Annotated in this window: 32 protein-coding genes; 13 read left to right on the plus strand and 19 right to left on the minus strand. The window is 59.5% G+C overall.

Features of this window, described 5'->3' with window-relative positions; genetic code table 11:
• Positions 1–123: 123 nt before the first annotated feature.
• Together E5E97_RS07740 and E5E97_RS07745 are read left to right on the plus strand one after the other, a co-directional pair.
• Positions 124–1890, plus strand: coding sequence for a terminase ATPase subunit family protein (locus tag E5E97_RS07740; RefSeq protein WP_171280102.1), 1767 nt, complete (start codon positions 124–126; stop codon positions 1888–1890).
• Positions 1890–2963, plus strand: a complete 1074-nt coding sequence (locus E5E97_RS07745; protein ID WP_171280103.1) for a phage portal protein — start codon at positions 1890–1892, stop codon at positions 2961–2963. The genes E5E97_RS07740 and E5E97_RS07745 overlap by 1 nt, the downstream gene beginning before the upstream one ends.
• A gap of 577 nt (positions 2964–3540) precedes the next feature.
• Here the strand turns inward: E5E97_RS07745 and E5E97_RS07750 are convergent.
• The 17 genes from E5E97_RS07750 to E5E97_RS07830 all read right to left on the minus strand — a co-directional run bounded on the left by E5E97_RS07750 (position 3541) and on the right by E5E97_RS07830 (position 11798).
• A complete protein-coding gene (locus E5E97_RS07750) occupies positions 3541–4173 on the minus strand; it encodes a hypothetical protein (protein ID WP_171280104.1) in 633 nt (210 codons plus the stop codon).
• 87 nt (positions 4174–4260) lie between these two features.
• A complete protein-coding gene (locus tag E5E97_RS07755) occupies positions 4261–4602 on the minus strand; it encodes a hypothetical protein (protein ID WP_171280105.1) in 342 nt (113 codons plus the stop codon).
• A complete protein-coding gene (locus tag E5E97_RS07760) occupies positions 4599–4949 on the minus strand; it encodes a hypothetical protein (RefSeq protein WP_171280106.1) in 351 nt (116 codons plus the stop codon). The genes E5E97_RS07755 and E5E97_RS07760 overlap by 4 nt, the downstream gene beginning before the upstream one ends.
• A complete protein-coding gene (locus E5E97_RS07765) occupies positions 4946–5191 on the minus strand; it encodes a hypothetical protein (protein ID WP_171280107.1) in 246 nt (81 codons plus the stop codon). Before E5E97_RS07765 ends, E5E97_RS07760 begins: the two co-directional genes overlap by 4 nt.
• Entirely contained in the window at positions 5188–5799 is a 612-nt protein-coding gene (locus E5E97_RS07770) for a 3'-5' exonuclease (RefSeq protein ID WP_216368137.1), read from the minus strand. The genes E5E97_RS07765 and E5E97_RS07770 overlap by 4 nt, the downstream gene beginning before the upstream one ends.
• Positions 5800–5821: 22 nt before the next feature.
• Positions 5822–8209, minus strand: coding sequence for a replication endonuclease (locus tag E5E97_RS07775; RefSeq protein ID WP_171280109.1), 2388 nt, complete (start codon positions 8207–8209; stop codon positions 5822–5824).
• Entirely contained in the window at positions 8206–8577 is a 372-nt protein-coding gene (locus tag E5E97_RS07780) for a hypothetical protein (protein WP_171280110.1), read from the minus strand. The genes E5E97_RS07775 and E5E97_RS07780 overlap by 4 nt, the downstream gene beginning before the upstream one ends.
• Before the next feature lie 77 nt (positions 8578–8654).
• Positions 8655–8861, minus strand: a complete 207-nt coding sequence (locus E5E97_RS07785; RefSeq protein WP_171280111.1) for a hypothetical protein — start codon at positions 8859–8861, stop codon at positions 8655–8657.
• The gene (locus tag E5E97_RS07790; RefSeq protein ID WP_171280112.1) at positions 8858–9175 is read right to left on the minus strand and encodes a hypothetical protein; all 318 of its coding nucleotides are present in this window, start codon (positions 9173–9175) and stop codon (positions 8858–8860) included. Before E5E97_RS07790 ends, E5E97_RS07785 begins: the two co-directional genes overlap by 4 nt.
• The gene (locus E5E97_RS07795) at positions 9172–9354 is read right to left on the minus strand and encodes a hypothetical protein (protein ID WP_171280113.1); all 183 of its coding nucleotides are present in this window, start codon (positions 9352–9354) and stop codon (positions 9172–9174) included. The genes E5E97_RS07790 and E5E97_RS07795 overlap by 4 nt, the downstream gene beginning before the upstream one ends.
• Positions 9351–9527 (minus strand): hypothetical protein, encoded by a 177-nt coding sequence (locus E5E97_RS07800; protein WP_170921841.1) that lies wholly within the window; start codon positions 9525–9527, stop codon positions 9351–9353. The genes E5E97_RS07795 and E5E97_RS07800 overlap by 4 nt, the downstream gene beginning before the upstream one ends.
• Positions 9524–10042, minus strand: a complete 519-nt coding sequence (locus E5E97_RS07805) for a hypothetical protein (RefSeq protein WP_171280114.1) — start codon at positions 10040–10042, stop codon at positions 9524–9526. The genes E5E97_RS07800 and E5E97_RS07805 overlap by 4 nt, the downstream gene beginning before the upstream one ends.
• Positions 10043–10105: 63 nt before the next feature.
• Positions 10106–10549 (minus strand): hypothetical protein, encoded by a 444-nt coding sequence (locus E5E97_RS07810; protein WP_171280115.1) that lies wholly within the window; start codon positions 10547–10549, stop codon positions 10106–10108.
• A 15-nt stretch (positions 10550–10564) separates the two neighbouring features.
• A complete protein-coding gene (locus E5E97_RS07815; RefSeq protein ID WP_104455397.1) occupies positions 10565–10783 on the minus strand; it encodes a hypothetical protein in 219 nt (72 codons plus the stop codon).
• The gene (locus tag E5E97_RS07820; RefSeq protein ID WP_139738068.1) at positions 10780–11037 is read right to left on the minus strand and encodes an ogr/Delta-like zinc finger family protein; all 258 of its coding nucleotides are present in this window, start codon (positions 11035–11037) and stop codon (positions 10780–10782) included. Before E5E97_RS07820 ends, E5E97_RS07815 begins: the two co-directional genes overlap by 4 nt.
• A gap of 11 nt (positions 11038–11048) precedes the next feature.
• Entirely contained in the window at positions 11049–11561 is a 513-nt protein-coding gene (locus E5E97_RS07825) for a phage regulatory CII family protein (protein ID WP_171280116.1), read from the minus strand.
• 27 nt (positions 11562–11588) lie between these two features.
• Complete coding sequence (locus tag E5E97_RS07830; RefSeq protein WP_048209136.1) at positions 11589–11798, minus strand: regulator for prophage; 210 nt, start codon at positions 11796–11798, stop codon at positions 11589–11591.
• Between the two features lie 181 nt (positions 11799–11979).
• Between E5E97_RS07830 and E5E97_RS23480 the strand changes: the two genes are divergently transcribed.
• From E5E97_RS23480 to E5E97_RS07855, 5 genes are read left to right on the plus strand one after another with little or no spacing between them, the layout of a single operon-like run.
• Positions 11980–12759, plus strand: a complete 780-nt coding sequence (locus E5E97_RS23480; protein ID WP_253265144.1) for a LexA family transcriptional regulator — start codon at positions 11980–11982, stop codon at positions 12757–12759.
• Positions 12759–14819, plus strand: a complete 2061-nt coding sequence (locus E5E97_RS07840; RefSeq protein ID WP_171280117.1) for an RNA-binding domain-containing protein — start codon at positions 12759–12761, stop codon at positions 14817–14819. Before E5E97_RS23480 ends, E5E97_RS07840 begins: the two co-directional genes overlap by 1 nt.
• Positions 14816–15883 (plus strand): tyrosine-type recombinase/integrase, encoded by a 1068-nt coding sequence (locus E5E97_RS07845; protein ID WP_171280118.1) that lies wholly within the window; start codon positions 14816–14818, stop codon positions 15881–15883. Before E5E97_RS07840 ends, E5E97_RS07845 begins: the two co-directional genes overlap by 4 nt.
• A gap of 51 nt (positions 15884–15934) precedes the next feature.
• Positions 15935–16867 (plus strand): transcriptional activator NhaR, encoded by a 933-nt coding sequence (nhaR, locus tag E5E97_RS07850; RefSeq protein WP_171280119.1) that lies wholly within the window; start codon positions 15935–15937, stop codon positions 16865–16867.
• Positions 16868–16916: 49 nt separating this feature from the next.
• A complete protein-coding gene (locus E5E97_RS07855) occupies positions 16917–17219 on the plus strand; it encodes a metalloregulator ArsR/SmtB family transcription factor (protein ID WP_016349423.1) in 303 nt (100 codons plus the stop codon).
• 50 nt (positions 17220–17269) lie between these two features.
• On the opposite strand, the gene rpsT is transcribed toward E5E97_RS07855, so the two are convergent.
• On the minus strand, positions 17270–17533 hold the full coding sequence (gene rpsT, locus E5E97_RS07860) for a 30S ribosomal protein S20 (protein ID WP_005308808.1): 264 nt from the start codon (positions 17531–17533) through the stop codon (positions 17270–17272).
• Positions 17534–17724: 191 nt separating this feature from the next.
• Here rpsT and murJ point away from each other — a divergent pair, with 191 nt between their 5' ends.
• Positions 17725–19290, plus strand: coding sequence for a murein biosynthesis integral membrane protein MurJ (gene murJ, locus E5E97_RS07865; protein ID WP_016349424.1), 1566 nt, complete (start codon positions 17725–17727; stop codon positions 19288–19290).
• A gap of 39 nt (positions 19291–19329) precedes the next feature.
• On the opposite strand, the gene E5E97_RS07870 is transcribed toward murJ, so the two are convergent.
• Positions 19330–19527, minus strand: a complete 198-nt coding sequence (locus tag E5E97_RS07870; protein WP_162901756.1) for a hypothetical protein — start codon at positions 19525–19527, stop codon at positions 19330–19332.
• Here E5E97_RS07870 and ribF point away from each other — a divergent pair.
• The 5 genes from ribF to ispH are packed head-to-tail and all read left to right on the plus strand — an operon-like array spanning position 19432 to position 25154.
• The gene (gene ribF / locus E5E97_RS07875; protein ID WP_017409028.1) at positions 19432–20406 is read left to right on the plus strand and encodes a bifunctional riboflavin kinase/FAD synthetase; all 975 of its coding nucleotides are present in this window, start codon (positions 19432–19434) and stop codon (positions 20404–20406) included. The two genes, E5E97_RS07870 and ribF, sit on opposite strands and share 96 nt — an antisense overlap.
• The gene (ileS, locus tag E5E97_RS07880; protein ID WP_044799149.1) at positions 20406–23267 is read left to right on the plus strand and encodes an isoleucine--tRNA ligase; all 2862 of its coding nucleotides are present in this window, start codon (positions 20406–20408) and stop codon (positions 23265–23267) included. Before ribF ends, ileS begins: the two co-directional genes overlap by 1 nt.
• Positions 23267–23770 (plus strand): signal peptidase II, encoded by a 504-nt coding sequence (lspA, locus tag E5E97_RS07885; protein ID WP_011704644.1) that lies wholly within the window; start codon positions 23267–23269, stop codon positions 23768–23770. Before ileS ends, lspA begins: the two co-directional genes overlap by 1 nt.
• On the plus strand, positions 23767–24219 hold the full coding sequence (gene fkpB / locus E5E97_RS07890) for an FKBP-type peptidyl-prolyl cis-trans isomerase (protein WP_171280120.1): 453 nt from the start codon (positions 23767–23769) through the stop codon (positions 24217–24219). The genes lspA and fkpB overlap by 4 nt, the downstream gene beginning before the upstream one ends.
• Positions 24219–25154 carry a 4-hydroxy-3-methylbut-2-enyl diphosphate reductase gene (gene ispH, locus E5E97_RS07895; protein WP_029301961.1) on the plus strand — a complete coding sequence of 312 codons (936 nt, stop codon included), beginning with the start codon at positions 24219–24221 and terminating at the stop codon, positions 25152–25154. Before fkpB ends, ispH begins: the two co-directional genes overlap by 1 nt.
• Positions 25155–25336 lie beyond the last annotated feature (182 nt).

Here is a 25336-nt window from a genome sequence, read left to right on the forward strand (position 1 = left end):
TGGTGATGTCGCGGTTATGGTCTGGGTGACAGGCGGGATCGTGCAATCGGCGGCCAGTGTGTACGGCGCTGGCACACTGGCGCGGTGGAGTTTGGAGCGGTAGCGGCTGGGTAGACTGGCGCCATGACGACAGCACCCTTACTTTTCCCCCATATCGAACCCAGACGGCAGGCCATGCACCTGTTCTTTCAGGGCTACCCGCTCCGCGCCATTGCTGAATTGCTGCAGACGCCGGAGGGGACAGTCTCGACCTGGAAGAAGCGCGACGGCTGGGATGACATCAAACCCATTGACCGGGTCGACTTCGCCATTGAGGCGCGGATGTGCCAGTTGATCGCCAAGGATGTGAAGAGCGGCGGCGACTTCAAGGAGATTGACCTGCTTGGCAGGCAGTTGGAGCGCATCGCCCGGGTCAACAAATACAGCAATGGCGGCAATGAAACCGACCTCAATCCCAAGGTGGCGAACCGCAACAAGGGGCCGAAGAAGGCGCCCGAGCGCAATGTGGTAGAGCCCGAGCAGCAAGAGCGGTTAATCGAGCGGTTCGAGTCGACCATGTTCGGTTACCAGCGCACCTGGTACGAAGCTGGCAAGCTGCACCGGATCCGCGATCTGCTCAAGTCGCGCCAGATTGGGGCCACTTACTTCTTTGCCTTCGAGGCGTTCATTGATGCCCTGGTGACCGGGCGTAATCAGATTTTCTTGTCTGCCAGCAAGGCGCAGGCCCATGTGTTCAAGCAGTACATCATCCAGTTTGCCAAGGAGGAGGGGGTGGAGCTCAAGGGCGACCCCATGGTGCTACCGAACGGGGCGCACCTCTACTTCCTCGGTACCAACGCCCGCACCGCCCAGAGCTACCACGGCAACATCTACATGGATGAGTACTTCTGGATCCATGGCTTCCTGGAGTTCCGCAAGGTGGCCTCCGGCATGGCGATGCACAAGAAGTGGCGCCAGACCTACATTTCCACCCCGTCCAGCCTTTCCCATCCCGCCTATGCGTTCTGGTCCGGCGCCAACTTCAACCGAGGCAAGGCCAAGGCCGATCGGGTCGAAATAGACTTGAGCCACGCCAACCTGTCTGGCGGCAAGCTGTGCGCCGATGGCCAGTGGCGACAGATTGTCACGGTCGAGGATGCTGTGCGCGGCGGCTGCGATCTGTTCGACCTGGATCAGCTGCGCAGCGAGTATTCCGATGATGAATACAGCAACCTGCTGATGTGCGAGTTCATGGACGACACGGCCAGCGTGTTCCCGCTCGCTACCCTGCAGCGCTGTATGGTCGACAGCTGGGAGTTGTGGGAGGACTACAAACCTCACGCATTGCGTCCACTTGGCAACCGCGCTGTGTGGATCGGTTATGACCCGGCCAAGGGCGGTAAGGGTGATAGCGCCGGCTGCGCCGTGCTGGCCCCGCCGGCGGTACCCGGTGGCAAGTTCCGGGTGCTGGAGCGCCACCGCTGGAGCGGGATGGACTTTGATGCGCAGGCTAAGGCCATCCGGGCCATGTGCGATCGCTACAACGTTACCTATATCGGCATCGACTCAACGGGTATCGGGGAGGGCGTTTTGCAATTGGTGCGCCAGTTCTATCCCGCGGTGACTGCAATTCAGTACAGCGCCAACGTAAAAATGCAGATGGTGATGAAGGCGCAGGATGTGATGAACAAGGGGCGGCTGGAGTTTGACAGCGGTTTTACTGACTTGGCCCAAGCGTTTATGAGTATCCGTCGAGGGTTAACGGCTAGCGGCAGGATGCCGACCTTTGAGGCCAGCCGCTCCGAGGAGATCAGCCACGCCGATATTGCCTGGGCAACGATGCAGGCCCTTTTACATGAGCCGCTGGCAGGTGCCAACGGTGCCAATACCAGTTCTATGGAGTTTTTCTAATGAGCAAACGCCGTACTCGTCGACCCTCTTCATCCCCCACGCCACCGGTGATGGCAACCCAACAACCCGGAAGATCCATGGAGGCATTCACCTTTGGCGAGCCGGTACCGGTTTTATCGCAGCGGGAGGTATTCGATTACCTGGAGTCAATGCACAACGGTCGCTGGTATGAGCCGCCGCTCTCCCTCAATGGGCTGTCGCGGGTCTATCGGGCCGGTGTGCATCATGCCTCTGCCATTCAGGTTAAGCGCAACATCTTGCGCTCCTGCTTCATCCCTCATCCGAAACTGAGTCTGGCGGGCTTCACCGGGCTGGCGCTGGACTATCTGATTTTTGGCAACGGGTATCTGCAGGTGGTGCAGAACCGGATCGGCGGGGTGCTGCGCTATGACCATCTGCGTGCCAAGTACACCCGGCGTGGGCTGGATATGGCCACCTATTGGTGGATTGCCCAGCCGGGGCAGGAGCAGGAGCTGCCCGCCGGTCGGGTGGGTCATGTGATGGAGAGCGATATCAACCAGGAGATTTACGGCATCCCCGACTATGTGGGCGGATTGAATTCGACACTGCTGAACGAGTCGGCCACCCTGTTTCGTCGCCGGTACTATGAGAACGGCAGCCATGCCGGCTTCATCATGCACATCACCGATGCGGTGCAGAACGAGGGGGATATTGCCAAGCTCAAGGAGGCGCTGCGCCAGAGCAAGGGCCCCGGCAACTTTCGCAACCTGCTGCTCTACACGCCGGGCGGCAGCAAGGATGGGGTCAAGCTGATCCCGGTGGCCGAGGTAGCGGCCAAGGATGACTTCTTGAGCATCAAGAACGTGAGCCGGGATGACCAGCTGGCCACCCATCGGGTTCCGCCCCAGCTGATGGGGGTGATGCCGAACAGCACTGGCGGGTTTGGCAATGTGACGGAGGCCGCCCAGGTGTTCGACGTCAACGAGATCGACAGCATCAAGGCCAGCCTGCTGGCGATGAACGACTGGGCAGGGGAAGAGATCATCCGGTTCAACCCGTACAAGCTCGCCGCCGGTACCGAGCAGGCCAGCCAGAGTGATCAGCTGCGCTGACCCGGCCAACCCATCCCGACCACCCCGCCATCAGGCGGGGTTTTCTTTTGCCCCGTCACTGGTCAGGCAGCACCTGACTGGCCAAGGCTCAGACCTTGCCGCATTCACCCCCTACATACGCGCACCAGCGGCCCGCTGTGCTATCGCCCCTCAAACCCACGCAGCCGCAAGGCCGGATCCTGCACGTGCGCCCTGCGCTCGCTGGCGTGGCCTGCTGATGGGTTGGGACCCTGCCGCGCAGCGAGAGCGCGCCGCAAGACCCCGCCTCGCCTGCGCGCTTTATGTGTCGATTTCCATGCAGGTGAACGACTGGGGGCGGGTATCGGCTCCCCGCGCCAGCATTGGCCGCGCGCGGTGTTTTGGATCCTTTTTGCGATCCTTCACTTTCCGTCAGATCCTTTCACTTTTGCGGCTCCCGCATTCTGGGAGAGCAAATACTCAGCGGTGAGTAAAACGACTCGCCCCGTTTGTATCTGATTTTTCTATCAGGCACAAAACGGGGCGCTTTTTATCAAGTGTTACCGGCCACAATGGCGGCGAGGTGACCGGACACATTTAGCGTTTCGCGCGTTTGTGGTCAGGCCACTTTTGTGGGCTGGGTATGCCCGAAGCTCATAGCCATGTCTCGTTGCGATGAACTTAGTGCTGGCCATATAACATGAACGCGACTCAGCTCCATTCCCTTAAGGTCGTCTTTGTGTTGTGACCTTTTGAGCGCGACTTTGAAAAATGATGGGTTGTAGTCAATTTTGGTGCTATTGAGGCGCCACAATACGACAAATGCAAATTTTGGGGTCAGATAGTGATGTTTTCTGTAGTAATCGAGCGCCTTGCTTAAAATTTCGTTTTGTTCTTTGCTGGCGAGATTTTCCAGGGCACGAATACAGGACTCTTGCTGCATTTTCTGTGTCAGCCGCGTCAGTTTTTTCTTGGCTTCACGTTCAGATAATTTCCGGCCATCTTCGAAAACCGACAGCCCAAACTTCAATATGCAATGTGAACCTACCAAGAGGCTTGCTCTTGTGAGGCTGTTTCTGATCTCGAAGTGGTAACGCAGCAATTCCTGCCCGCATAACTGACAGGTTTCTATTGGTTGCTCGTGATCCTCGGTGTGTTCGGTGAAGGACCATTCTTCAAACGCTTCAGGCAATGTACTTCCAACAGATAATGGAATGATGCTGTCCCGAACTCTTTTGGGATATGTATCCATGAACTCCTCCTGAGTCTTATATACGTCATGGTGCATGCTCGGTCATGACTTGTATAGCGTGACCGGACACATTTCGCGTTTTGGCTCTTATAGCGCTATCGTCTTGTCGCCCTGGGTGTGCCAGCACTCTTGCAGCCCTTTGAATGCACCGCCGCATCCAGCAGGCAGAGCGCATTCGCAGTTCTGGCAGGTCTGCTCGGCCAGCTCTGCTTGTTGTTGCTGCCAGCGTTCCCAGTCGCGGCGCAGCAGGGTGCTGATGTACTCGTCGGCGCTGTAGGGTTCACCGGATCCGGCTCGAGCACTGCGCAGGGTTTCCAGTTGTTCGCGTTCGCGGATGGAGAGCCGCATCTCTACCCGCTTGATACCGAGCGCCGCGTCTCTTGATCGCTGCGCCTGCTTTCTGGTTTTCGCGTCCTTTGGTTTGCTCATCTTGTGTTCTCTCTGGCAAACGCACCCTGCCGCGCCCGGGTGTCCTTCCATACCTGCTTGGCGGTGGGGCCGGTTGGCAGCACCCGCTTGGCTTTCACCGGTGGGGTGAGGGTGCCGACCTCGCCCGGGTAGAAGGGGAACCAGGCATCCTCGAACCGGATGACCCGTTCCATCCGGTCGAGCAACAGATCGCAGATGTGGCGGTCGGCGGCCGGCAGGCCATTGAGTTCGTGGGTGATGGCCTTGCGACCCGCCGATCCCGGCGGGTGCTGTTGGATGATGGGCCAGAGCCGCAGGCAATGCGGTTGCAGGCGTTCGACGTCGGCGCGAGTGATGGTATCTGTCATGCCTGCAGCTCCTTAGTCCACTCTGCAATTTTTGCCCGAGCTTCTTCTTCGCTGACCGTTGGCGCATTGGCCATAAGCTGCTGGTCGTACTCCCATATCCCATCCGGACTCACCAGCAGCATATCCGATGCCCCGTTCTCCGGATTGCGGCACATTGCCAGCCCCAACGGGTGCAGGATCTCGCGGTTGATGCGAACGATAAGGCCCAGTTCGGAGGCCTGATTCCAGTTGATAGTTTTCATGCCGCACCCCCTACCATGCCGCAGCCGTTCATTGCTGCCTGTATCCGCTGATAGATGGCGCTGACGTAGCGGGCCTGATGCTTGGCATCGTCCAGCGCACGATGGGCCACACCCTCGAATGGCATATCTTTCTTTGGGTCAAAGCCCAGCAGATGACGGCCCATGTCAACGACTGTACGAACGTCCCTATCCTGGAATCCGTTCCAAGACTCGAGACCAACAGGACCAAGAGCTGTATAGGCATTCGCCATGATGGTGCAGTCAAATCCAGCCCCATTCCCCCATATGTAAGGCCGAACAAACGGGTAAAACTCAGGGCTTCCCATGTTCTCCCGAATCCACTCCTCGAATGTTTGTATCCCTTCAAGCAGTGAAATACGGCGAGCCTCTCCTTGGTCGTAGGCAATTGCATACCGAGCCTCATCGCTTTGTTGCATCCACCACAGCACGGTGTCAGGGTCCATTTCCCCGAATCTGGCACTGTCACTCAGGTGAATATGCGCCTCGAACTCGGCGCCCAGTTCACCGGTCATCGGGTCAAAGAACACTGCCCCTATGGTGACGATGGCCGCGCGGGGGCCTTTGCCCATGGTTTCCAGATCCAGCATTACGTTTCTCATCTTCATTCCCTCAGTTAAATCCCAGGCGCGCCCGCGCCTTGGCAATCTCCGCTTCGTGGCGGCCGTTGTCGGCTTGCATGCTCGCGACGCGGGCTTGCTCCTGTTCGCTGGGCTGATAGCGGCCCCGGTCTTCTTCGTCATCCAGCAGGCGGGTGACGATGGCGATCGCCTCTTCGGCCTGCGCCAGCGGCATGGCGGCCAGCCATTCGGTGACGTTGCCGCCGGAGTGCATCAGCTCGCGGACCTGTTGCTTCAGCTTGTCGCTGCTGGCGGCCCGGTTGCGGGCCTGTTCGGCCTCGACCTCGGCGGTCAGCTGGTCGGCCACGGCATCGCCAGCACCAGGCCAGCGACGGGTCACAATCAGCCGATCGCTGACCAGGCGCACGTACTGGCCACCGGCATTGATGATGCTGCCGTGTTGCAGCAGGGCGGCGTTGCTCGCATCGAGACCCATACGGCTCAACTCTTTAGCCAGAGTTGATCCTTTAACCCCTGATTTGGATCCTTCCGTACAGTTATTGAAAGAACTCCAAGGGGCGCAGCTGCCGCTGCTCAAGGTCAACTCGCTGCGCTCGCCCACTGCATGCTCGCGCTGCTCGCCCAAACCCTGCACCACTGCCCCCTTGCGCACTATCTGCCAGCCTTCGGTGCGGGTGACGGCCGTGGTCATGCCGACGTCGGTGATCAGCCCCAGCAGCTTGATCACATCTTCGCCGTATTTGTTGGCGGCTTCGTCCATGCGCTTGGATAGGCGGATCAGGTGCTCTTTGCGTGGGGCATCTATGCCGCCCATGGCGTTGATGAAGTCGCCCCAGCGGGCGTTTCTAGCCGCATGGCGGGCTAATTCCAGCACACAGTCCCATTCGATCACGTCGTCACCCAGGCGGCGCAGCTCGCGCCACACGCTCACGGCAGGGCCGCCGATCTGCTGAAACTGGCGGATGCGCCAGCAGCTCGCCCAGGCCGCCACCGCGATGGTGGTATGGTCGACCGGCGCTTCGGCCTCGTAGTCCATCCCGACCTTGTGGCCGTCGATATTCTTGGCGATGTATTTGGCGATATAGCCGGTGGCGCTGCCCTTGGTCGGGTCTATCTCTTTCCAGTTCACCCTGGGGTTGATGGCCTTGATGGTTTGCTTGTCAGTGATGTCGAGCAGGCTCTTGATGTGCGGCAACTTGTTACGGATGCGCGACTCTGCCAAAGCGTTCAGCTCGGCACCGTTGGGCATTTTCAACTCGTCTCGTTCGGCGGCGGTGAAGTGGAAGGCCAGCAGGGTCAGAAAGACGTGCTGATGTTCCGGGTTGATGAACAGTAGGCAGTGCCAGTGCGGGGTGGCGTCGTGGTGTGGTTCCACTACTCGAAAGCCAAAGGCCCCGACCTTTTCCCGCGCCAGTGCGGCACGAAAGCGGGCCCACTGTTTGCACAGCAGGCGGTTTGTCTCGGTCGGGGTCGCGTTGTTGAAGTCTTCGTTCTGGTAGGTCTTGGCCTTGTCCTGTTTACCCACTCGCCAGGCGTGATAGCTGGATGGGGCGGTCAAGGTCAGGAACAGGCCCAGCTTGCCCTGTTCCTGTGCCATGTCTTCAAAGCCGCGCATGCGCACCATCAGTTCATGACGGCGGATCTCGGGGTTGGCTACGGATGCCATGATGGCGTCAGTCAGATCGATTTCTTGCCCCAGCTCCTCGTTGACGGCGCTCATGCTCTCCATCCATGCCCGCTGGGCCGCTTTGCGCTGGGTGAACTCGCGCACTGCGTGGGCGCTGGCGTAGGGGCTGACCCCTTTGCGCACCTGGCCGGTGAGGATAGCGATCAGCTCGCAATAGATGGCCCAGGCGCGGTTAATCTTGCGCAGCCACCAGGACTCATCGAGCAGGCGCACCAGCAGGCTGGCGGCATCGCCCTCGAACTTGTCTACGGCAGGGGCCAGATTGGCCCGCTCTGCGTCGGTCAGCGGTCTTTCCAGCAGGCGTTCGGCGCGGGTGCGGGGGTGAACCGGCAAGGTGGGGCAGAAGTGCCAAGCCTGTGCCTGAGATCCAAGGTCAGCCAGCAGCTCTGCGGCGGTGCGCTCGTTGGCGCCGGTGTTCAGCAGTTGCTGGCAGCGGCGCGCCCACTCGGCGGCGACCAGTTCGCGGCGCATGTCGTTGCGCAGGTCGACCACCGGGATCGGGAACCGGCTTTGCGCAGCGGCGCACACGTCAACGATGCGGCGCAGCCAGACATTGGCGGTTTTCGGGTTGGCGGGGTAGCGGTGCAGGTAGGTCTTGGCCAGCGGCTTGGCAACGTGCCACTCGACGCGGGCCAGTTGCTCGGCAGCGCCGGCCATATTGATGGCATGGTGGCCGACCAGGTAGTGCTGTGGCAGCTGGATGCCCTGCAGGTTGTTGATGGGTTCGTTCACTTGCACACCCCGCACTTGCCGTTCACATACTCGTTGGGTTGCAGGTAGCGGCCGCACTGGGTGCAGGTCGGTACCATGTCGAGGGTTGCCAGCCGATCAGACCAGCAGGTGGTTTCGCAGAAAAACAGGCTGGTCATGCGGTTGCCGGACAGGATGACTGGGCGTACGTGGCTGAAATCGCCGCAGCAGCTGCACAACATCGAGGGGCGGGCAGCAGGGGCGGCCTTCACCACGGTTTCACTGGCGGCGCGGGCCAGCGGCCAGCAGCGTTCGACGCAATAGGGATAAGATCGACGACCGTGGCGGCCAGCTACCGGCATGCACACGGCGGTCTGCTTGCACTTGGTGCAGGGCTCCAGGGTGACCATTTGTACGGCGGAAAGGCTGTTTGCAGGGCGCAGGAGGCCCAAAGTCGGGGCAAGCCCGGCTGGTTTTTGGTGGGTCATTAGATGGCGCCTCCGTTGTATGACTGGCGCAGACGGGCGGCAGATTGGCGCTCGCAGCGGCGGGCTGCGCGCACCATGATCAGCAGGGTTTTGATATAGCTGTGGGGGCGGCAAGGACGGCGGCGGGCATCCAGCAATTCGAGTTGGTATTCCCGGCGGCGCGCTGCGTCGCTCAACATGGCATCAAGCCAGAAGTCGTGGATCATTTGATGGTCTCCCCCAGTCCGTGGAGTGGCTCGCACTCGGCCCACCACTCGGCGATCTCTTTGGCCAGCGCGACCTCGGCAGCGCCCAGCGCCAGCCAATACACGGCGCGGATGGCGCCAAGTGCCAGCAGCTCCCGGGTGATGTCGCGGTTTCTACAGGCATCACGGCCCGAGGTGTTGAACTCTTCCAGCTCCACTTCCCAGTACTTGGTCAGTGGGCTGACCGGCGCCGGTGGCTGCATATTGGCGGGACCTGCCTCTGTGGTACCCAGAGCATCTTGCGGGGCTTCAAGCTCGAACAGGTCGTCAGTCACAGGGCACCCCCTTCGACTTGGCTGTAATCCGGCTCGTCAATGGCGACATGGCCAGCCTCGACACGGATGGAGATCCCCAGTTCGCCGCAGCAGCAGAGCGGGGCAGTGGGTACCAGGCGCGCTTCGTTCTCGGCTATCCACTGTTTCAGGCAGGCCAGGGTCATGATGGTCTTGCTCATGCTGCTACTCCTTCCAATACACAGGCGCGGCCAGAGGCCAGGGTTTCGATACGGGCGGCGTGGCGCTGGCCTCTGAGCCAGTGACCGCGCACTTTGATGTAGCCATGGCGCACCAGGTAGGCGACAGCATCGGCAGGGGATTGGGCGGTGTGCTTGCTGGTGATGGCGATCATTGGGCACCGCCTTTCAGCGCGTGGGCAAAGGGCGGCTGGAATACCACGGTGCTATCTTGGCCGCTGACCATATCCACGCCGATGATGTGCAGGCCTTCCATAAACGGCAGGTCACCATCAGCCAACTGCTCGACTTCAACCTCTGGCGGCATGAATACCAGTCCCTGCTCATCGTCCTGCCATGTAAAGCAGCCCTTGGCATCGGTAAACAGCCATTCGTCGGCGGCTTGAGGGTTGGCGATGGCGAACTCGTTGAACAGCTTGAGGAAAGCGAGATCCCCGGATGGAGTGCTGCCAACCAGCACCGGCGGCCGCTGGCCACCCTGCAGGATCTCGAGGCGCTTGGTCAGCTCGGCGTAGATGTCGAGCAGGGCCAGCTCGTCGGCCAGTTCGGCCAGCGCCTCAAGGCTCGCCTCGACGGCGAGGCTGTGGCATGCCCCCAGCTGGGGGCGGTGGGTATTAATGAGGCTGTTCGCGACTTTGCGGATCGCCTGTTCTGCTGTAAGATTGTTCATGAGGTTTACCTCGTTGATTGATTGAAAGCCCCGCTGGTGTTGGCGCACCGATAGCGGGGTTTTTTATTGGCCGCTTCCGGCCACCTTTCTCACTACCGCCATGCGGCTTTCCAAAATGCCGGCCTGCTCGTTGAGCTCGGCCCGGCGCTTGTTCTCGTGTTCTGCCTGTTCCTGCTCGCTGCGGGTCGGCCCCTCAATGCGGCGGGTGGTGCGGTGCCATTCGCGGCGGTGCAGCACGCCGCCATCAAACTCGTGCAGGGTCGCCAGCAGCTCCCCCAGAGCGAGGCGGATCGCCTCCTGTTGCTCAAAGTCGAACTGGTCCAGCGCCTGCCCGGCGAGGGTGGTCGACACCCCGGCGGCGTAGCAGATGACGGCGCGGGCCCGGGTCGGCAGGCGTGACCAGCGGCTGGCCGCCCCATTGCGGCCGAACTTGGCGCGCATCTCTGCCAGCGCCACTTCTGCGGCGCTGGGTTGTTGAACGAGCTCGAAAACCTGTGCTGTGTTCATGGGGAGGCCCTCCGGTTATGCCTGCAGCAGCTTGGTCAGCCAGTGCGGGCGAGGTTGATGGCACGGCTGGAAGCGCAGCGCGCCGCGGCGGCCCTGGCTGTCTTCCAGATAACTGCCGTCGAAACGGGTGGTATTGCGCATCACCGGCTCGTCGCCGCTGGTGACGACGGTGGCGCGGTTGAACAGCAGAAAAGGCAGCGGGATCAGCCCCGGCTGCTCGGCGCGAAGTTTCATGCTGGCTCCTTGAGCGGGACGCTCTTCGACATGGTTTTGCAGTTTTTTCCCACGCCCTTGCAGGTCGGCAGCACGATGGCCGGATTGGGCATGGCGGATGGGCTGATGGTGCCGACGATTTCAAACGCCGCCTTGAAGGTGTGGCCGCAGTCGACATTGCTGCAGGCGTAATAGGCGTGGCCTGTCAGCGGGCTCATTTTGGTGGAGTTGCGGGTATTCGCGTGGTAACCGCAGTGGGGGCAAATCAATCTCATGGTCTGGTCTCCTATGCGCCGAGGGCTGCGCGGGCCATGTCGGCAGCACACGCAAGACCAGGAACGGCGTGAAAGCGGTCTTCGACTTCGGTGGCCAACAGCACAAGGTGCTCGATGCCTGCCCAGATGCCGGTGACGACGGTGTTTCGGTGTGATTTGGTGACGCGGTCACCGGCGAGGAGGGTGGTAGCCTGGGCAGTGACGCCCAGGATCTGGGCGCCCGCATTGAGCGCCTGCATGGCTCGGGCCTCTGGGGCGCTGGCTGTGCCGGCAGGGAGACGAACGGCAGTCAGGCCGCAATCAAACAGCAGGCCATCAAACAGGGTGTCATCACCGGTGGCGTGGTAGAGGGCAACCAGATCTCGAGCTGTCAGCTGATGCGGCTGGTCAGGGTTCAGCTTGTTGCGCAGCATCTGCTCCCCAATCTCTGCTGACCTGGCCACCTCGGCGAGGTTGTACCTTGCTGCGAAAAGTGCGCACGCAGCCTCATAGCTATGCTGTTTGGATGCAGTCTGTTCAAACATGGTTGCCTTTCCTTGAATGACAGAGACTCAACGAGAGACAAGTGCTGCTTGATGGCATTCCATCCGAAGCGCTTCGAGGTTGATGACCACTTTTTGCCGCAGACCGGTTTTCGGCAGGATAGGAAGGCGCCCTGCCTCGATCATGGATTGGACGTAGTCCTCAGTGAAACCGGTCATCTCGGCGAACTTCTCCTTGGAGCAGACCGGAAAGGTGAATGCTGGTTGCATTTGTGTCATGATGACGCCTCATCGCTTACATTGATGCTTATTGGCCCTAGTTGGGCGTTATTACTGCCAACCATGGTTTGAATTTTTCGACAGCAGCAAACCTTGGTAGGCACAATATGAGCTGGACACAACCATATGTCAACAACATGCGTGGGTTATTTCCCATCATTCCCCCAAGAGGTGGTAACCAATGGACGAGCTAAATCTGCATATGTTTGATGCAAAAGCGTTTGCTGAACGGCTCATCCAGATTCGAGGTAATGAGTCTCGGCGCTCTTTTGCTATCAGATCAGGGATGTCTGACTCATCGATTCTCAAATACGAGCGACTGGAAGCCCTGCCGAATGTGGAGCGGTTTATTGCCATGGCGGTGGCTGCTGGAGTAGATCTCCGGTGGCTGGCCTGCGGTGATGACTGGGAGCGCATCCTGGCCGGGGCTACTGCCATCCCCTCATCAGGGCAATCAGTTCAAGAAGCCCGAGAAGCGGCGGCTGGCTATCATCCCCAGGTGTCGAGGATCGAAACCACCCCAAGCCCACTAATGGGGGCCAATGACGACTTCACCTTTATCGACAGTTACCAGGTGTTTGCATCGGCTGGGCATGGCCAGGTTGTCAGCGACGAGCAGAAGTCTGAACCAATGGCATTCCGAACCGAGTGGCTGAGAAAGGAAGGGTTAAAGCCGGATCGGTTGGCGGTGATCCGGGCGAAGGGCGACAGCATGGAGCCCACCATCTCTGATAACGACATCATCCTGCTGCACCTGGCCAACGGCGATGCGCCGAGGGATGGGCTGCATGTGATTCGGATGGAAGGCGGGCTGTTCGTGAAGCGCCTGCAGTTCTCCCCCCTGGGCGACGTGAAAGTGGTCAGTGACAACCCCACCTACCAGTCATGGGACTTCACCAAGGAGCAACGGGCGGACCTGCATGTGGTTGGCCGGGTGGTCTGGGCTGGGAAGAAGTTCTGATGGACAGAGAGCACCCACAAGATGAATGTGAACTGGACTTTGACACACTGGCCGAAAGCTGTGAGTTAGAGTGCAAGCTGGCGCAAGGAGCTGAGGGGAAGGGCCAGCTACCCAAGGACTTTTGGAGTACTTACAGCGGGATGGCGAACGCCAGGGGCGGAGTGGTGCTGCTGGGTGTGAGCGAGAACAAGGGGCAGTTCTCTGTTGCCGGTATTGAAAATATTGAAAAGGTAAAGCAAGAACTATTTAGCCAACTAAACAACCCCGCCAAAGTCAGTATCAACCTCTTGACGGAGGATGACGTAGTCACCTTGCTCAAAGATGGCAAGCAGATACTGCGTATTAACATCCCAGCCGCAGCCAGAAAGCAAAAACCGGTCTTTATCAACAATAATCTTTACGCTGGGACTTACCGGCGGCTGTATGACGGGGACAGGGCGTGCGATCAAGAAACCATTAAGCGGATGGTGGCTGAGCAGCTCGAAGATGAACGGGACGCCAGAATTCTCAAAGGATTCACTTTTGATGATCTGGATTTGGATAGCATCGGGGCCTATCGGAATCTCTTTTCCGCAGCTAAGCCTGGGCACCCTTGGCTGGACCTCGCACCTTTCGACTTGGTTAAGAAACTACGGGGCTGGCGTAAGGATCGAGAAACTGGTGAAGAGGGGATTACCCTCGCTGGTTTATTGATGTTTGGGCAGTGGGAGGCCATCCAAGAGGGGGTACCTCACTATGTGGTCGACTACCAGGAACGGCCAGAGGCAAAGGCGGAGCGGCGCTGGATAGACAGGATATTTCCGGATGGTAGCTGGTCAGGCAATATCTTCGATTTTTACCGGAGGGTGTACCGCAAGCTCATTGCTGACCTGAAAGTACAGTTCACGCTGTCGGAAGGTCAACGCCTTGAGGACAGCCCAGTGCATGTCGCGTTGCGTGAAGCGCTAGTCAATACCCTTGTGCATGCGGACTACTCAGCGAATGTGTCTGTCTTGATCGTCAAACGGCCCGATATGTTTGGTTTCAGGAATCCTGGCTTGATGAGGATTCCGCATGAGCTTGCCTTGCAGGGTAGTCATAGTGATTGCCGCAACAGGATTATGCATCAGATGTTTCTGATGATTGGTCTTGGAGAGCGGGCTGGCTCAGGTATTCCGAAGATTTTCAGTGGCTGGAAAAGCAATCGTTGGACACAACCCAGATTGCGGGAAGTGGAGAATCCGGAGCAGACCCTGCTTGAACTGCATATGGCTGACATCATTCCGCAAGAGATGATGGCGCAGCTATCGGCGAGACTAGATGCTGATGTTGCGTCGATGTCCGCCCTGGAAATACTGATTCTTTACTATGCGGCTGTTGATGGTTGGTTAAACCACGAGCGGGTCTGTGAAGTGACTGAGGAGCACCCTCGGCATGTAACGGTGACACTTTACAAGTTGGAGCGCCAAGGACTGCTGGCATCGAAAGGGAGCCATAAGAGCAAAGTCTACCATTTGCCTGATGTGCAGTTGCTGACGCCTGATGATGCGTCAGGGCAGGAGTTTATTGATAGCACATTTATCCGCAACCCTCTGAGTATTAAAGATAAAGTTGATAGTCAGAATGGCCATGATGAGCTCGGTCATGAGCTTGGTCATGAGCTCGGTCATGAGCTCGGTCATGAGCTCAGTCATGAGCTCGGTCATGAGCTCGGTCATGAGCTCGGTCATGAGCTCAGTCATGATAGAAGTCAGGAGTTTGATCCAGAAAATATGACTTTTGATGAGATAGCCTGGCCGGTCATTGAAAGTATTGCGGCAAACTTCCGTGAAATTCCTAAACGTAAGGCGACTGAAGCTGAGACTAGAGATGTGATTGTTCGTATGTGTTCGTGGGGTTATTTAACGATCGCAGATCTCAGCGCTCTGCTAGGAAGAAGTCCGTTACCTCTGCGTCGGAATTATCTGACGCCAATGGTAAAAGAAGGGATACTTGAGTTGGCTTTCCCACATACGCCTTCCCATCCCAAGCAGGGTTATAGGCTCAAATTCGAGCCCCCCTCTGGAGTGACGCCGCCGTGACTGTTCGTAGAACAGATCACAAGACAAAACCCTGGCTGTCAGAAATATACCCTGGTGGCCGAAATGGGCCCCGCAAACGCAAGCGCTTCGTCACCAAAGGCGAGGCGCTGGCTTGGGAACGATTTATTCTGGATGAGCATCAGGCCAAGCCCTGGCTTGGGAAGGATGCGAAGGAGCATCGTACCCTGCAGGAGCTAATCGGCCTCTGGTACAAGTTGCACGGCCAGACCCTAAAACGCAGTGAGGTTCGCTTGGCCAAGTTGCAGATCATCTGCAACGGAATGGGCAACCCCAAGGCGATCGACATCACCCCCTCGATGTGGGCGCACTATCGGGCCAAGCGAATGGCCGGTGAGATAGACAACGGTTGGAATGTTGGAGCCAAGAAGGCGATCACCGCACGAACTGTCAATCAGGAGCTGGCGTTTCTCAAAGCCGTGTTTGGTGAGCTTATCCGGTTGGGGGAGTGGCAACATGCTCACCCGTTGCAAATGACGACAAGCATCAAGACGCCCGACTCTGAGATGACCTTCTTACTGCCGGGGCAGATTGCCGAACTCCTCCATTCTGCCCAGCAGTACCCCAACCCAGACTTGGCTCTCATCATCAAGATCTGTTTGGCGACTGGTGCACGTTGGCGAGAGGCTGAGGCACTGACCACCTCGCAGGTGACCCCGTACCGGATCACCTATACCAACACCAAGGGCAATAAAAACCGGACGGTGCCGATCAGCCCGGTGCTTTACGATGAGTTGATGTCTGGAGTGAGAGGTGGGAGCTTGTTTACTCCCTGCTATCTGGATTTCGGGCGGGCGTTGAAGACGACGGGGATCGAGTTGCCGGAAGGGCAGCTCACCCATGTTTTGCGGCATACCTTTGCCAGCCACTTCATGATGAACGGCGGCAACATTCTGGTTCTTCAGAAAATACTGGGTCATGCGAACATCCGTGACACGATGCGCTATGCCCACTTCGCCCCCGACCATCTGGAGGAGGCGGCCAGGCTAAACCCGCTGGAGAAGTGGCGGCAAAATGGCGGCGCAACTTCTGATTATGGCCTCTAGTGCCACTTTATAACCCTTACGATTCATTGAATATCATGGGATTGCGGTACTATGTCACACATTAACTACAACCATCTCTACTATTTTTGGATGACTCAGAAGAAGGGCTCCGTCACGCAAGCGGCGGAAGCCCTCTTCTTGACGCCGCAGACCGTCACCGGCCAGATCAAGCTGCTGGAGCAGCGCCTGGGCGGCAAGCTGCTGATGCGCAAAGGGCGTTCCCTCGAGGCGACCGAGCTGGGTCAGCTGGTGTTTCGCTATGCCGACAAGATGTTCAGCCTCTCCTACGAGATGCTGGATATCGTCAACTACCGCAAGGAGAGCCAGATCCTGTTTGACGTCGGCATCGCCGATGCGCTCTCCAAACGCCTTGCCAGCCGGGTACTGCTCTCCGTCATCCCCAACGACGGCTCTATCCACCTGCGCTGCTTCGAATCGACCCACGAGCTGCTGCTGGAACAGCTGAGCGAACACAAGCTCGACATGATCCTGTCGGACTGCCCGGTGGACTCCAGCCAGCACGCCGGCCTGCTCTCCAAGCGGCTCGGTGGCTGCGGGGTCAGCTTCTTCTGCAAGGCGCCACTGCCGTCGCTGCCTTTTCCGGCCTGTCTGGAGGAGCGCAAGCTGCTGATCCCGGGTCGGCGCACTGCCATGGGTCGCCAGCTGACCCAGTGGTTCGAGCAGCAGGGGGTATCGCCCAGCATCCTCGGCGAGTTTGACGATGCGGCCCTGATGAAGGCGTTCGGCTTCTTCAACCAGGGTATCTTCATGGCTCCTACCATCTATCGGGAGGAGATCCTGGAAGGAGAAGAGGTGATGCTGCTGGGGGAGACCCAGGATCTGATGGAGGAGTACTACGTCATCTTCGCCGAACGGATGATCCAGCATCCGGCGGTAAAACGGGTATGCGAGAGCGATTTCTCCTTTCTGTTTGCCGGTCAGGAGGATTTCACCACGATTCAACCGGCAACCCTGTCATTTTAAATCGACGGGCCACAGAGTATGATTCTTGCCTCGAACGAGAGGGAATGAGATGCAACTGGAAGAGATGGAGGCAAATGCAAGCCGGGCGGTCGCTCTGCTCAAGGCGCTGGCCAACGAGCGGCGCTTGTTTATCCTGTGTCAGCTGCTGGAGCGGGAGCTGTCGGTGGGCGAGCTCAACGAACGGCTGGGTTTGAGCCAGTCGGCGTTGTCACAGCATCTGGCTGTGTTGCGACGGGATGAACTGGTGGAGACGCGCAAGGAGGCCCAGACGGTCTACTATTCGCTGCGCAGCCACGAGGTGCGCGAGATGATAGGATTGCTGCACAAGTTGTACTGCAGCGAACAGAAATAAAAAACCGGCACGAAGGCCGGTTTTTTTAGCTTTGTTCAGCAGATGCTGAATTAAGCCATAGCTTTGATCTGGGCAGACAGGCGGCTCTTGTGACGAGCAGCTTTGTTCTTGTGGATCAGGCCTTTGGTCGCCATACGATCCATGATCGGCTGAGCAACAGCGAAAGCGGCAGTCGCGGCAGCCTTGTCGCCAGAGGCGATGGCAGCGATGACTTTCTTCAGGTAGGTACGGGTCATGGAACGACGGCTGGCGTTGTGCTGACGACGTTTCTCTGACTGAAGAGCGCGCTTCTTAGCAGATTTGATGTTAGCCAAGGTAAAACTCCTAAAACTGTCTTAGCGAGTGTATTGAAAAGGCCCGGAAATATGCCTTCTCAACCACATATTGTCAAATGATTTGTGCAAATAAACACCGCCCCCCGGTGGTGTGTCAGATGGGAGACGGTTAAACTGTCGGCCGATTCTAACAGCATTCTTTTCTTTCCGACAGTTCCAGAGGCCTCGTCTTGAGTAAGAAATTGATCAAATCCGGCATGATAGTGTCCGGAATGACGTTGGCGTCCCGCGTGATGGGCTTGGTGCGCGATGTGGTCATCGCAAATCTGCTCGGTGCCGGGGTGGCCGCAGACGTCTTCTTCTTTGCCAACCGCATTCCCAACTTTCTGCGTCGCCTGTTCGCCGAAGGTGCCTTCAACCAGGCCTTTGTTCCCGTGATGACGGAGTACAAGAAAAAGGGCGACGAGAGCGAAGTGCGCGAGTTGCTGGCCGCAGTGGCGGGCACTCTCGGGGGGATCGTTACTGTGGTCACCCTGCTCGGGGTGTTGGGCTCCGGGGTACTGACCGCCCTGTTCGGCTGGGGCTGGTTCTGGGACTGGTTGCACGGCGGGCCGGCGGCCGAGAAGTTCGAGATGGCGAGCCTGATGCTCAAGATCACCTTCCCCTATCTCTGGTTCATCACCTTTACCGCCATGGCGGGAGCCATCCTCAATACCTTCGGCCGCTTCGGGGTTTCCTCCTTCACGCCGATCTTTCTCAACATCACCATGATTGCCGCCGCCTGGTGGATCTCGCCCTGGCTGGACGACCCCGAGCTGGCGCTGGCCATCGGTGTCTTCCTCGGTGGTCTGGTGCAGTTCCTGTTCCAGTTCCCGTTCCTGCGCCAGATCAACATGCTGGTGTGGCCCAAGTGGGGTTGGCACCATCCGGGGGTGGTGAAGATCCGCACTCTGATGATCCCGGCGCTGTTCGGGGTGTCGGTCAGCCAGATCAACCTGCTGGTCAACACCATGCTCGCCTCGTTCCTGGCGACCGGCGCCATCAGCTATCTCTATTACTCGGACCGACTGCTGGAGTTCCCGCTCGGCATGTTTGGTGTCGCCATCAGCACCGTTATCCTGCCGGCGCTGGCCAAGAAGCACGTGGATGCCGATCCGGCCGACTTCTCCCGCACCATGGACTGGGGGGTACGGATGGTAATGCTGCTCGGCCTGCCCGCCATGGTAGGGATCGCCGTGCTGCGCGAACCCATTCTGCGGGTGCTGTTCATGCGCGGCGAGTTCGGCTTGCACGAGGTGAGCATGTCCAGCGCCAGCCTGCTGGCATCCACCACGGGCCTGCTGTCGCTGATGCTGATCAAGGTGCTGGCCCCCGGCTACTACGCTCGCCAGGATACCCGCACTCCGGTGCGGATCGGGATGATGTCGATGGCGGCCAACATGGCCTGCAACCTCATCTTCATCTATCCGCTCGGTTACGTGGGGCTGGCGCTGTCGACTGCCTGCTCGGGCACGCTGAACGCGGCCCTGTTGTTCAAGGGGCTCCATCAGCAGAACGTCTACCGGCCCTCCCGCCACACCGGGGTATTCTGCCTCAAGCTGCTGACCGCAAGTCTGCTGATGGGGGGCGTGCTCCTCTACCTCTCGCCGGATCTGGCCCAATGGGGCGCCTGGCACATGAGCAAGGCGAGCATGCAGTTGACCATGCTGCTGGTGCTGGGGGGCGCCATCTATGCCGGTGTCTTGCTGGCGCTGGGCATTCGGCCAAAAGATCTGAGAGCAGGGCGGGATGATTGAGTCGGCGCACTATGGCGGAAGTCCCGCCTGAGCCAGCAATCAGGGCTGGATGGCTGAAATCGGGTCAGCAACAGGGCTGACCCCGAGTGCCGCCTGATATATAATCCGGCGATTTTCATAGCAGCGACGCACAAGGCATTGATGGAGCTTATCCGCGGTATTCACAATATCAAGCCCCGTCACCGGGGGTGTGTATTGACCATTGGCAACTTTGATGGGGTTCATCAGGGTCATCATGCCGTGCTGTCTCGCCTGCAGGAAAAAGCAGCCCAACTGGGCCTGCCAGCCTGCGTCATGCTGTTTGAACCGCAGCCGCTGGAGCTGTTTGCCGGGGCTGCGGCGCCGGCTCGCCTCAGCCGCCTGCGGGAGAAGTATGAAGCGCTCAAGGGGATGCAGATTGATCGCATGCTCTGCGTGCGCTTCAACCATCGCTTCGCCGAGCAGTCCGCCACCACCTTCATCGAGCAACTGCTGGTGGAGAAACTCGGCGTGCACTATCTGGTAGTGGGCGACGATTTTCGTTTCGGCAAGGGGCGGGAAGGGGACTTCCACCTGCTGGAAGAGGCTGGCCGGCGCTTCGGTTTCGAGGTGATCAGCACCCAGAGCTTCCAGTTGTCCCGTCAGCGGGTCAGCAGCACGCTAGTGCGCGAGGCCCTCGCGGCCGGTCGCATGGCGGAGGTGGAGCTGATGCTCGGCCGTCCCTATACCATCAGCGGCCGGGTGGCCCACGGCGACAAGCTGGGCCGCACCATAGGTTTTCCCACCGCCAATCTGGCCCTCAAGCGTCAGGTGATCCCGGTCGGTGGCGTGTTCGCGGTGGAAGTGTTATGTTCCGGCAAGACCTTCCCCGGTGTCGCCAATGTGGGTGTACGGCCGACCTTGAGCGGTACACAAGCCAGATTGGAAGTACATCTATTTGATTTTTCTGGCGACCTATATGGTCAACAGGTCAAGGTGCTGCTTCGCCACAAGCTGCGCGAAGAGCAGAAGTTTGCCTCTTTCACCGCCTTGAAAGAGCAGATCGAACGAGATGCCCTGGCGGCCCGAGCCTGGTTCGGGCTGCCACTACTCCATTTACCCAGCACTCTTTTAGAAAAGAAGGGAACCCAGGACTGATGAGCGACTATAAACACACCCTGAATCTTCCGGAAACCGAGTTTCCGATGCGTGGCGATCTGGCCAAGCGCGAACCCAACATGCTGAAACGTTGGTACGATCAGGATCTTTACGGCGCCATTCGCCGCGCCAAAGCGGGCAAGCCTTCGTTCATTCTGCACGATGGCCCCCCCTATGCGAACGGCAGCATTCACATCGGTCACTCGGTCAACAAGATCCTCAAAGACATCATCATCAAGTCCAAGGGCCTCTCCGGTTTCGACTCCCCCTATGTGCCGGGCTGGGATTGCCACGGTCTGCCCATCGAACTGAAAGTGGAAGGCATGGTCGGCAAGCCGGGCGAGAAGGTCTCCGCCGCCGAGTTCCGCGCCGAGTGCCGCAAATACGCCAAGACCCAGATCGAAGCGCAGAAGACCGACTTCATCCGGCTGGGCGTGCTGGGTGACTGGGAACACCCCTACCTGACCATGGACTTTGGCACCGAAGCCAACATCATCCGCTCCATGGCCAAGATCGTTGAAAACGGTCACCTGCACAAAGGCTCCAAGCCGGTGCACTGGTGTACCGACTGTGGCTCCGCCCTGGCCGAAGCCGAAGTGGAGTACTACGACAAGAACTCCCCCTCCATCGACGTGCGCTTCAAGGCTGTCGACGAAGCGGGTGTTGCCGCCAAGTTTGACTGCGCCGAAGGCCATACCGGCAAGGGCCCGATCTCTGCGGTGATCTGGACCACTACTCCGTGGACTCTGCCCGCCAACCGCGGCATCGCCATGCACGCCGATCTGGACTATGCGCTGGTGCAGGTGGAAGGGGAGCATCCGGAGCGCCTGATCTTGGCCGCCGAGCTGGTCAAGGACGTGATGGATCGCGCCGGTATCGAGCAGTTCCACAACCTGGGCTACGCCAAGGGCGCCGCGCTCGAGCTGCTGCGCTTCAACCACCCCTTCTACAGCTTCGACGTGCCGGTGGTGCTGGGTGACCACGTTACCCTGGATGCCGGTACCGGTGCCGTGCACACCGCCCCTGGCCACGGTCAGGAAGACTTCGTGGTAGGTCAGAAGTACGGTCTGGAAGTGGCCAACCCGGTTGGCAGCAACGGCGTGTACCTGCCGGATACCGAACTGTTTGCCGGCCAGCATGTGTTCAAGGCCAACGCCTCCGTGGTCGAGGTGCTGACCGAGCGCGGCGCCCTGCTGCACCACAAGGTGTTCAACCATTCCTACCCGCACTGCTGGCGTCACAAGACCCCGATCATCTTCCGTGCCACCCCGCAGTGGTTCATCAGCATGGAGCAGAAGGGTCTGCGCAAGCGCGCGCTGGAAGAGATCGAGCGCATCGAGCAAGACGGCATCAAACAGCACGGCCAGAGCGGCTGGGTGCCGGCCTGGGGTAAAAACCGCATCCAGGCGATGGTCGAGAACCGTCCTGACTGGTGTATCTCCCGTCAGCGTACTTGGGGCGTGCCCATCTCCCTGTTCGTCCACAAGGAGACCCAGGAACTGCACCCGGAATCGGTGCGCCTGATGCACGAAGTGGCCAAGCGAGTCGAACAGTCCGGCATCCAGGCCTGGTGGGATCTGGACAAGGCCGAGCTGCTGGGCAGCGATGCCGACCTGTACGACAAGGTGCCCGATACCCTGGACGTCTGGTTTGACTCAGGTTCAACCCACTCCTCCGTGGTCGACGCCCGTCCCGAGTTCAACGGCAACCCGGCCGACATGTATCTGGAAGGCTCTGACCAGCACCGCGGCTGGTTCATGTCCTCCCTGATGATCGGTGTGGCGATGAAAGACAAGGCTCCCTACAACCAGGTGCTGACGCACGGCTTCACCGTGGATGGTCAGGGCCGCAAGATGTCCAAGTCCATCGGCAACGTGGTGAGCCCGCAGGACGTAATGAACAAGCTGGGTGCCGACATCCTGCGTCTGTGGGTCGCCAGCACCGACTACACCGGCGAGATGACCGTCTCCGACGAGATCCTCAAGCGCTCTGCCGACGCCTATCGCCGTATCCGCAACACCGCCCGCTTCCTGCTGGCCAACCTGAACGGCTTCAATCCGGCGACCGATATGGTGGCGCCTGCCGACATGGTGGTGGTGGACCGCTGGGCCGTGGGTCGTGCCAAAGCGGTACAGGCCGAGATCATGGCGGCGTTCGACGAGTACAACTTCCACGGTGTGACCCAGAAGCTGATGCAGTTCTGCTCCATCGAGATGGGCTCCTTCTACCTGGACGTCATCAAGGACCGTCAGTACACCGCCAAGGCTGACAGCCTGGCCCGTCGCTCCTGCCAGACTGCCCTGTATCACATCGCCGAAGCCATGGTGCGCTGGATGGCGCCGATCATGAGCTTCACCGCCGACGAGATCTGGGCGCTGCTGCCGGGTGAGCGCGGTGAGTTCGTGTTCACCGAGGAGTGGTACGACGGCCTGTTCGGGCTGGAAGCGGGTGAAACCCTCAACGACGATTTCTGGGCCGAGATCCTCACCGTGCGCGGTGAAGTGAACAAGGCGCTGGAAGTGGCTCGTGGCGAGAAGCGTATCGGTGGCTCCCTGCAGGCCGAGCTGACCCTGTTCGCCAAGCCGGCACTGGCTGCACGCCTGAATGCTCTGGCCGATGAGCTGCGCTTCGTGCTGCTCACCTCCAAGGCCAAAGTCGTTAGCGTCGATGCCGCCCCGGCAGACGCCGTGGCGACCGAGCGCGATGACCTGTGGCTGAGCGTGGCCCAGTCTGCCGCCGCCAAGTGCGACCGCTGCTGGCACCATGTGGAAGACGTGGGCACCATCGCTGGTCACGAAGAGATCTGTGGCCGCTGCGTCACCAACGTCGAGGGTGACGGCGAAACTCGTCAATTTGCCTGATGAACATGACTCACCATAAAAGCGGCCTGCGTTGGCTGTGGCTGGCGGTGCTGGCCTTTGTACTGGACCAGGCGAGCAAGCTCGCCGTGGTCAAGCTGCTGCCATTTGGCTACCCGGGGGTGGAGATCACCCCCTTCTTCAACCTGGTCCATGTCTACAACAAGGGGGCGGCTTTCAGCTTCCTGGCCGATCAGGGCGGCTGGCAGCGCTGGTTCTTCGCGGTGCTGGCGTTTGCCATCTGCGGCTTGCTGATCCACTGGCTGCGCAAGCAGTCCGTCGCTCAGCGCTGGAGCGGCATCGCCTACTCGCTGATCATCGGCGGGGCGCTCGGCAACGTGTTTGACCGGCTGGTGCTGGGTCACGTGGTCGATTTCCTCGATTTCTACTGGCAGCGCGCCCACTGGCCGGCGTTCAACCTGGCGGACAGCTTCATCTTCATCGGCGCCGCCATGATAGTGCTGGACGGTTTTCGCAGTGAGAAGAAGAAGGATGTGACGCCATGAGCCAGCCGATTGCGACAGACAGCAGCGTGCTGTTTCATTTCGCCATCAAGCTGGAAGATGGCTCGGTGGCCGACAGCACTGCGCTGCAAGGCAAGCCTGCCCGCCTGCGGATGGGCGATGGCAGCCTGACCTCCAGTTTCGAGCAGTGCCTGCTGGGGCTGCGCGAAGGGGAGAGCAAGAGCTTCACGCTGGCGCCGGAAGAGGCCTTCGGCGTCTCCAATCCCGACAACATCTACCATCTGGACCGCGCCAAGTTCGGTGCCGATGTAGAGCCCAAGGTCGGCACCATCATCCTGTTTGACCAGCCCAACGGCAGCGAGCTGCCGGGTATCATCCGGGCGGTGGCAGGGATGTCGGTGACGGTCGATTTCAACCATCCCCTGGCCGGTCACACCGTCACGTTCGAGGTGGAGATCCTGGGGGTTGATGACGAGGAAGCGGTTCACTGATGAATATTCTTCTGGCCAATCCCCGTGGTTTCTGTGCCGGTGTCGACCGGGCGATCAGCATCGTCGAGAGCGCGCTGGAGAAGTTTGGTGCCCCCATCTATGTCCGTCACGAGGTGGTGCACAACCGCTACGTGGTGAACAAGCTCAAGGAGGCGGGCGCCGTCTTCGTCGAAGAGCTGGATGAGGTGCCGGACGACAGCATCGTCATCTTCTCCGCCCACGGCGTCTCCAAAGCGGTGCGCGAGATGGCCAAGTCTCGTGCCCTCAAGGTGTTTGATGCCACTTGCCCGCTGGTGACCAAGGTGCACATGGAGGTCCATCGCGCCAGTCGCAAGGGCTCCGAGGCTGTGCTCATCGGTCATGCCGGTCACCCCGAGGTGATCGGCACCATGGGTCAGTACGAGAATCGCGAGGGGGGCATGTATCTGGTGGAGACGCCGGAAGACGTGGCCAAGCTCAAGGTGAAGAACCCGGACGACCTCTGCTTCGTCACCCAGACCACCCTCAGCGTGGACGAGACCTCGGACGTCATCGATGCCTTGCGTGTCCACTTCCCCAAGATCCAGGGGCCGCGCAAGGACGACATCTGCTACGCCACCCAGAACCGCCAGGACGCGGTGCGGGAGATGGCGGGGCTGGTGGACGCCATGCTGGTGGTGGGGTCGCGCAACTCTTCCAACTCCAACCGCTTGCGGGAGCTGGCCGAGAAGGTGGGTGCCAAAGCCTACCTCATCGACGACGCCTCCATGATCGAGGCCGACTGGCTGGCGGGAGTTGAGGCGATCGGTGTCACCGCCGGCGCTTCCGCCCCCGAGGTGCTGGTACAGTCGGTCATCACGCGCCTGCGCGAGCTGGGTGGCAAGGTGGTGGCCGAGCATCCCGGTCGTGAAGAGAACGTGGTGTTTGAGGTGCCGCCGGAACTGCGCATCCTTTGAGTCAGCCATCCCGTGCGGGATAGTGCCATGAGTGCCTGAGCCACCTCCTGTGAGGTGGCTTTTTTATGGGCGATTCTTATGACTCTTGTTGTCCGGTTTGTGGTGAGATTGCAGCGAAATTTGATGATGTATGTCCAAGATCTGAGTAGATTGAATTGCAAGCGAAGGTCTGCGGTCTAGAC

It is taken from the genome of Aeromonas sp. 2692-1, assembly GCF_013085505.1.
Classification (GTDB): Bacteria; Pseudomonadota; Gammaproteobacteria; order Enterobacterales; family Aeromonadaceae; genus Aeromonas; species Aeromonas hydrophila.

Bases quoted from the DNA above. Each gene is read 5' to 3' on its own strand.
- E5E97_RS07740 (WP_171280102.1), top strand. From the start codon at position 124: ATGACGACAGCACCCTTACTTTTCCCCCATATCGAACCCAGACGGCAG.
- E5E97_RS07745 (WP_171280103.1), top strand. From the start codon at position 1,890: ATGAGCAAACGCCGTACTCGTCGACCCTCTTCATCCCCCACGCCACCG.
- E5E97_RS07750 (WP_171280104.1), bottom strand. From the start codon at position 4,173: ATGGATACATATCCCAAAAGAGTTCGGGACAGCATCATTCCATTATCT.
- E5E97_RS07755 (WP_171280105.1), bottom strand. From the start codon at position 4,602: ATGAGCAAACCAAAGGACGCGAAAACCAGAAAGCAGGCGCAGCGATCA.
- E5E97_RS07760 (WP_171280106.1), bottom strand. From the start codon at position 4,949: ATGACAGATACCATCACTCGCGCCGACGTCGAACGCCTGCAACCGCAT.
- E5E97_RS07765 (WP_171280107.1), bottom strand. From the start codon at position 5,191: ATGAAAACTATCAACTGGAATCAGGCCTCCGAACTGGGCCTTATCGTT.
- E5E97_RS07770 (WP_216368137.1), bottom strand. From the start codon at position 5,799: ATGCTGGATCTGGAAACCATGGGCAAAGGCCCCCGCGCGGCCATCGTC.
- E5E97_RS07780 (WP_171280110.1), bottom strand. From the start codon at position 8,577: ATGGTCACCCTGGAGCCCTGCACCAAGTGCAAGCAGACCGCCGTGTGC.
- E5E97_RS07785 (WP_171280111.1), bottom strand. From the start codon at position 8,861: ATGATCCACGACTTCTGGCTTGATGCCATGTTGAGCGACGCAGCGCGC.
- E5E97_RS07795 (WP_171280113.1), bottom strand. From the start codon at position 9,354: ATGAGCAAGACCATCATGACCCTGGCCTGCCTGAAACAGTGGATAGCC.
- E5E97_RS07800 (WP_170921841.1), bottom strand. From the start codon at position 9,527: ATGATCGCCATCACCAGCAAGCACACCGCCCAATCCCCTGCCGATGCT.
- E5E97_RS07805 (WP_171280114.1), bottom strand. From the start codon at position 10,042: ATGAACAATCTTACAGCAGAACAGGCGATCCGCAAAGTCGCGAACAGC.
- E5E97_RS07810 (WP_171280115.1), bottom strand. From the start codon at position 10,549: ATGAACACAGCACAGGTTTTCGAGCTCGTTCAACAACCCAGCGCCGCA.
- E5E97_RS07815 (WP_104455397.1), bottom strand. From the start codon at position 10,783: ATGAAACTTCGCGCCGAGCAGCCGGGGCTGATCCCGCTGCCTTTTCTG.
- E5E97_RS07820 (WP_139738068.1), bottom strand. From the start codon at position 11,037: ATGAGATTGATTTGCCCCCACTGCGGTTACCACGCGAATACCCGCAAC.
- E5E97_RS07825 (WP_171280116.1), bottom strand. From the start codon at position 11,561: ATGTTTGAACAGACTGCATCCAAACAGCATAGCTATGAGGCTGCGTGC.
- E5E97_RS07830 (WP_048209136.1), bottom strand. From the start codon at position 11,798: ATGACACAAATGCAACCAGCATTCACCTTTCCGGTCTGCTCCAAGGAG.
- E5E97_RS23480 (WP_253265144.1), top strand. From the start codon at position 11,980: ATGGACGAGCTAAATCTGCATATGTTTGATGCAAAAGCGTTTGCTGAA.
- E5E97_RS07840 (WP_171280117.1), top strand. From the start codon at position 12,759: ATGGACAGAGAGCACCCACAAGATGAATGTGAACTGGACTTTGACACA.
- nhaR (WP_171280119.1), top strand. From the start codon at position 15,935: ATGTCACACATTAACTACAACCATCTCTACTATTTTTGGATGACTCAG.
- E5E97_RS07855 (WP_016349423.1), top strand. From the start codon at position 16,917: ATGCAACTGGAAGAGATGGAGGCAAATGCAAGCCGGGCGGTCGCTCTG.
- ribF (WP_017409028.1), top strand. From the start codon at position 19,432: ATGGAGCTTATCCGCGGTATTCACAATATCAAGCCCCGTCACCGGGGG.
- E5E97_RS07870 (WP_162901756.1), bottom strand. From the start codon at position 19,527: ATGATGACCCTGATGAACCCCATCAAAGTTGCCAATGGTCAATACACA.
- ileS (WP_044799149.1), top strand. From the start codon at position 20,406: ATGAGCGACTATAAACACACCCTGAATCTTCCGGAAACCGAGTTTCCG.
- lspA (WP_011704644.1), top strand. From the start codon at position 23,267: ATGAACATGACTCACCATAAAAGCGGCCTGCGTTGGCTGTGGCTGGCG.
- fkpB (WP_171280120.1), top strand. From the start codon at position 23,767: ATGAGCCAGCCGATTGCGACAGACAGCAGCGTGCTGTTTCATTTCGCC.
- ispH (WP_029301961.1), top strand. From the start codon at position 24,219: ATGAATATTCTTCTGGCCAATCCCCGTGGTTTCTGTGCCGGTGTCGAC.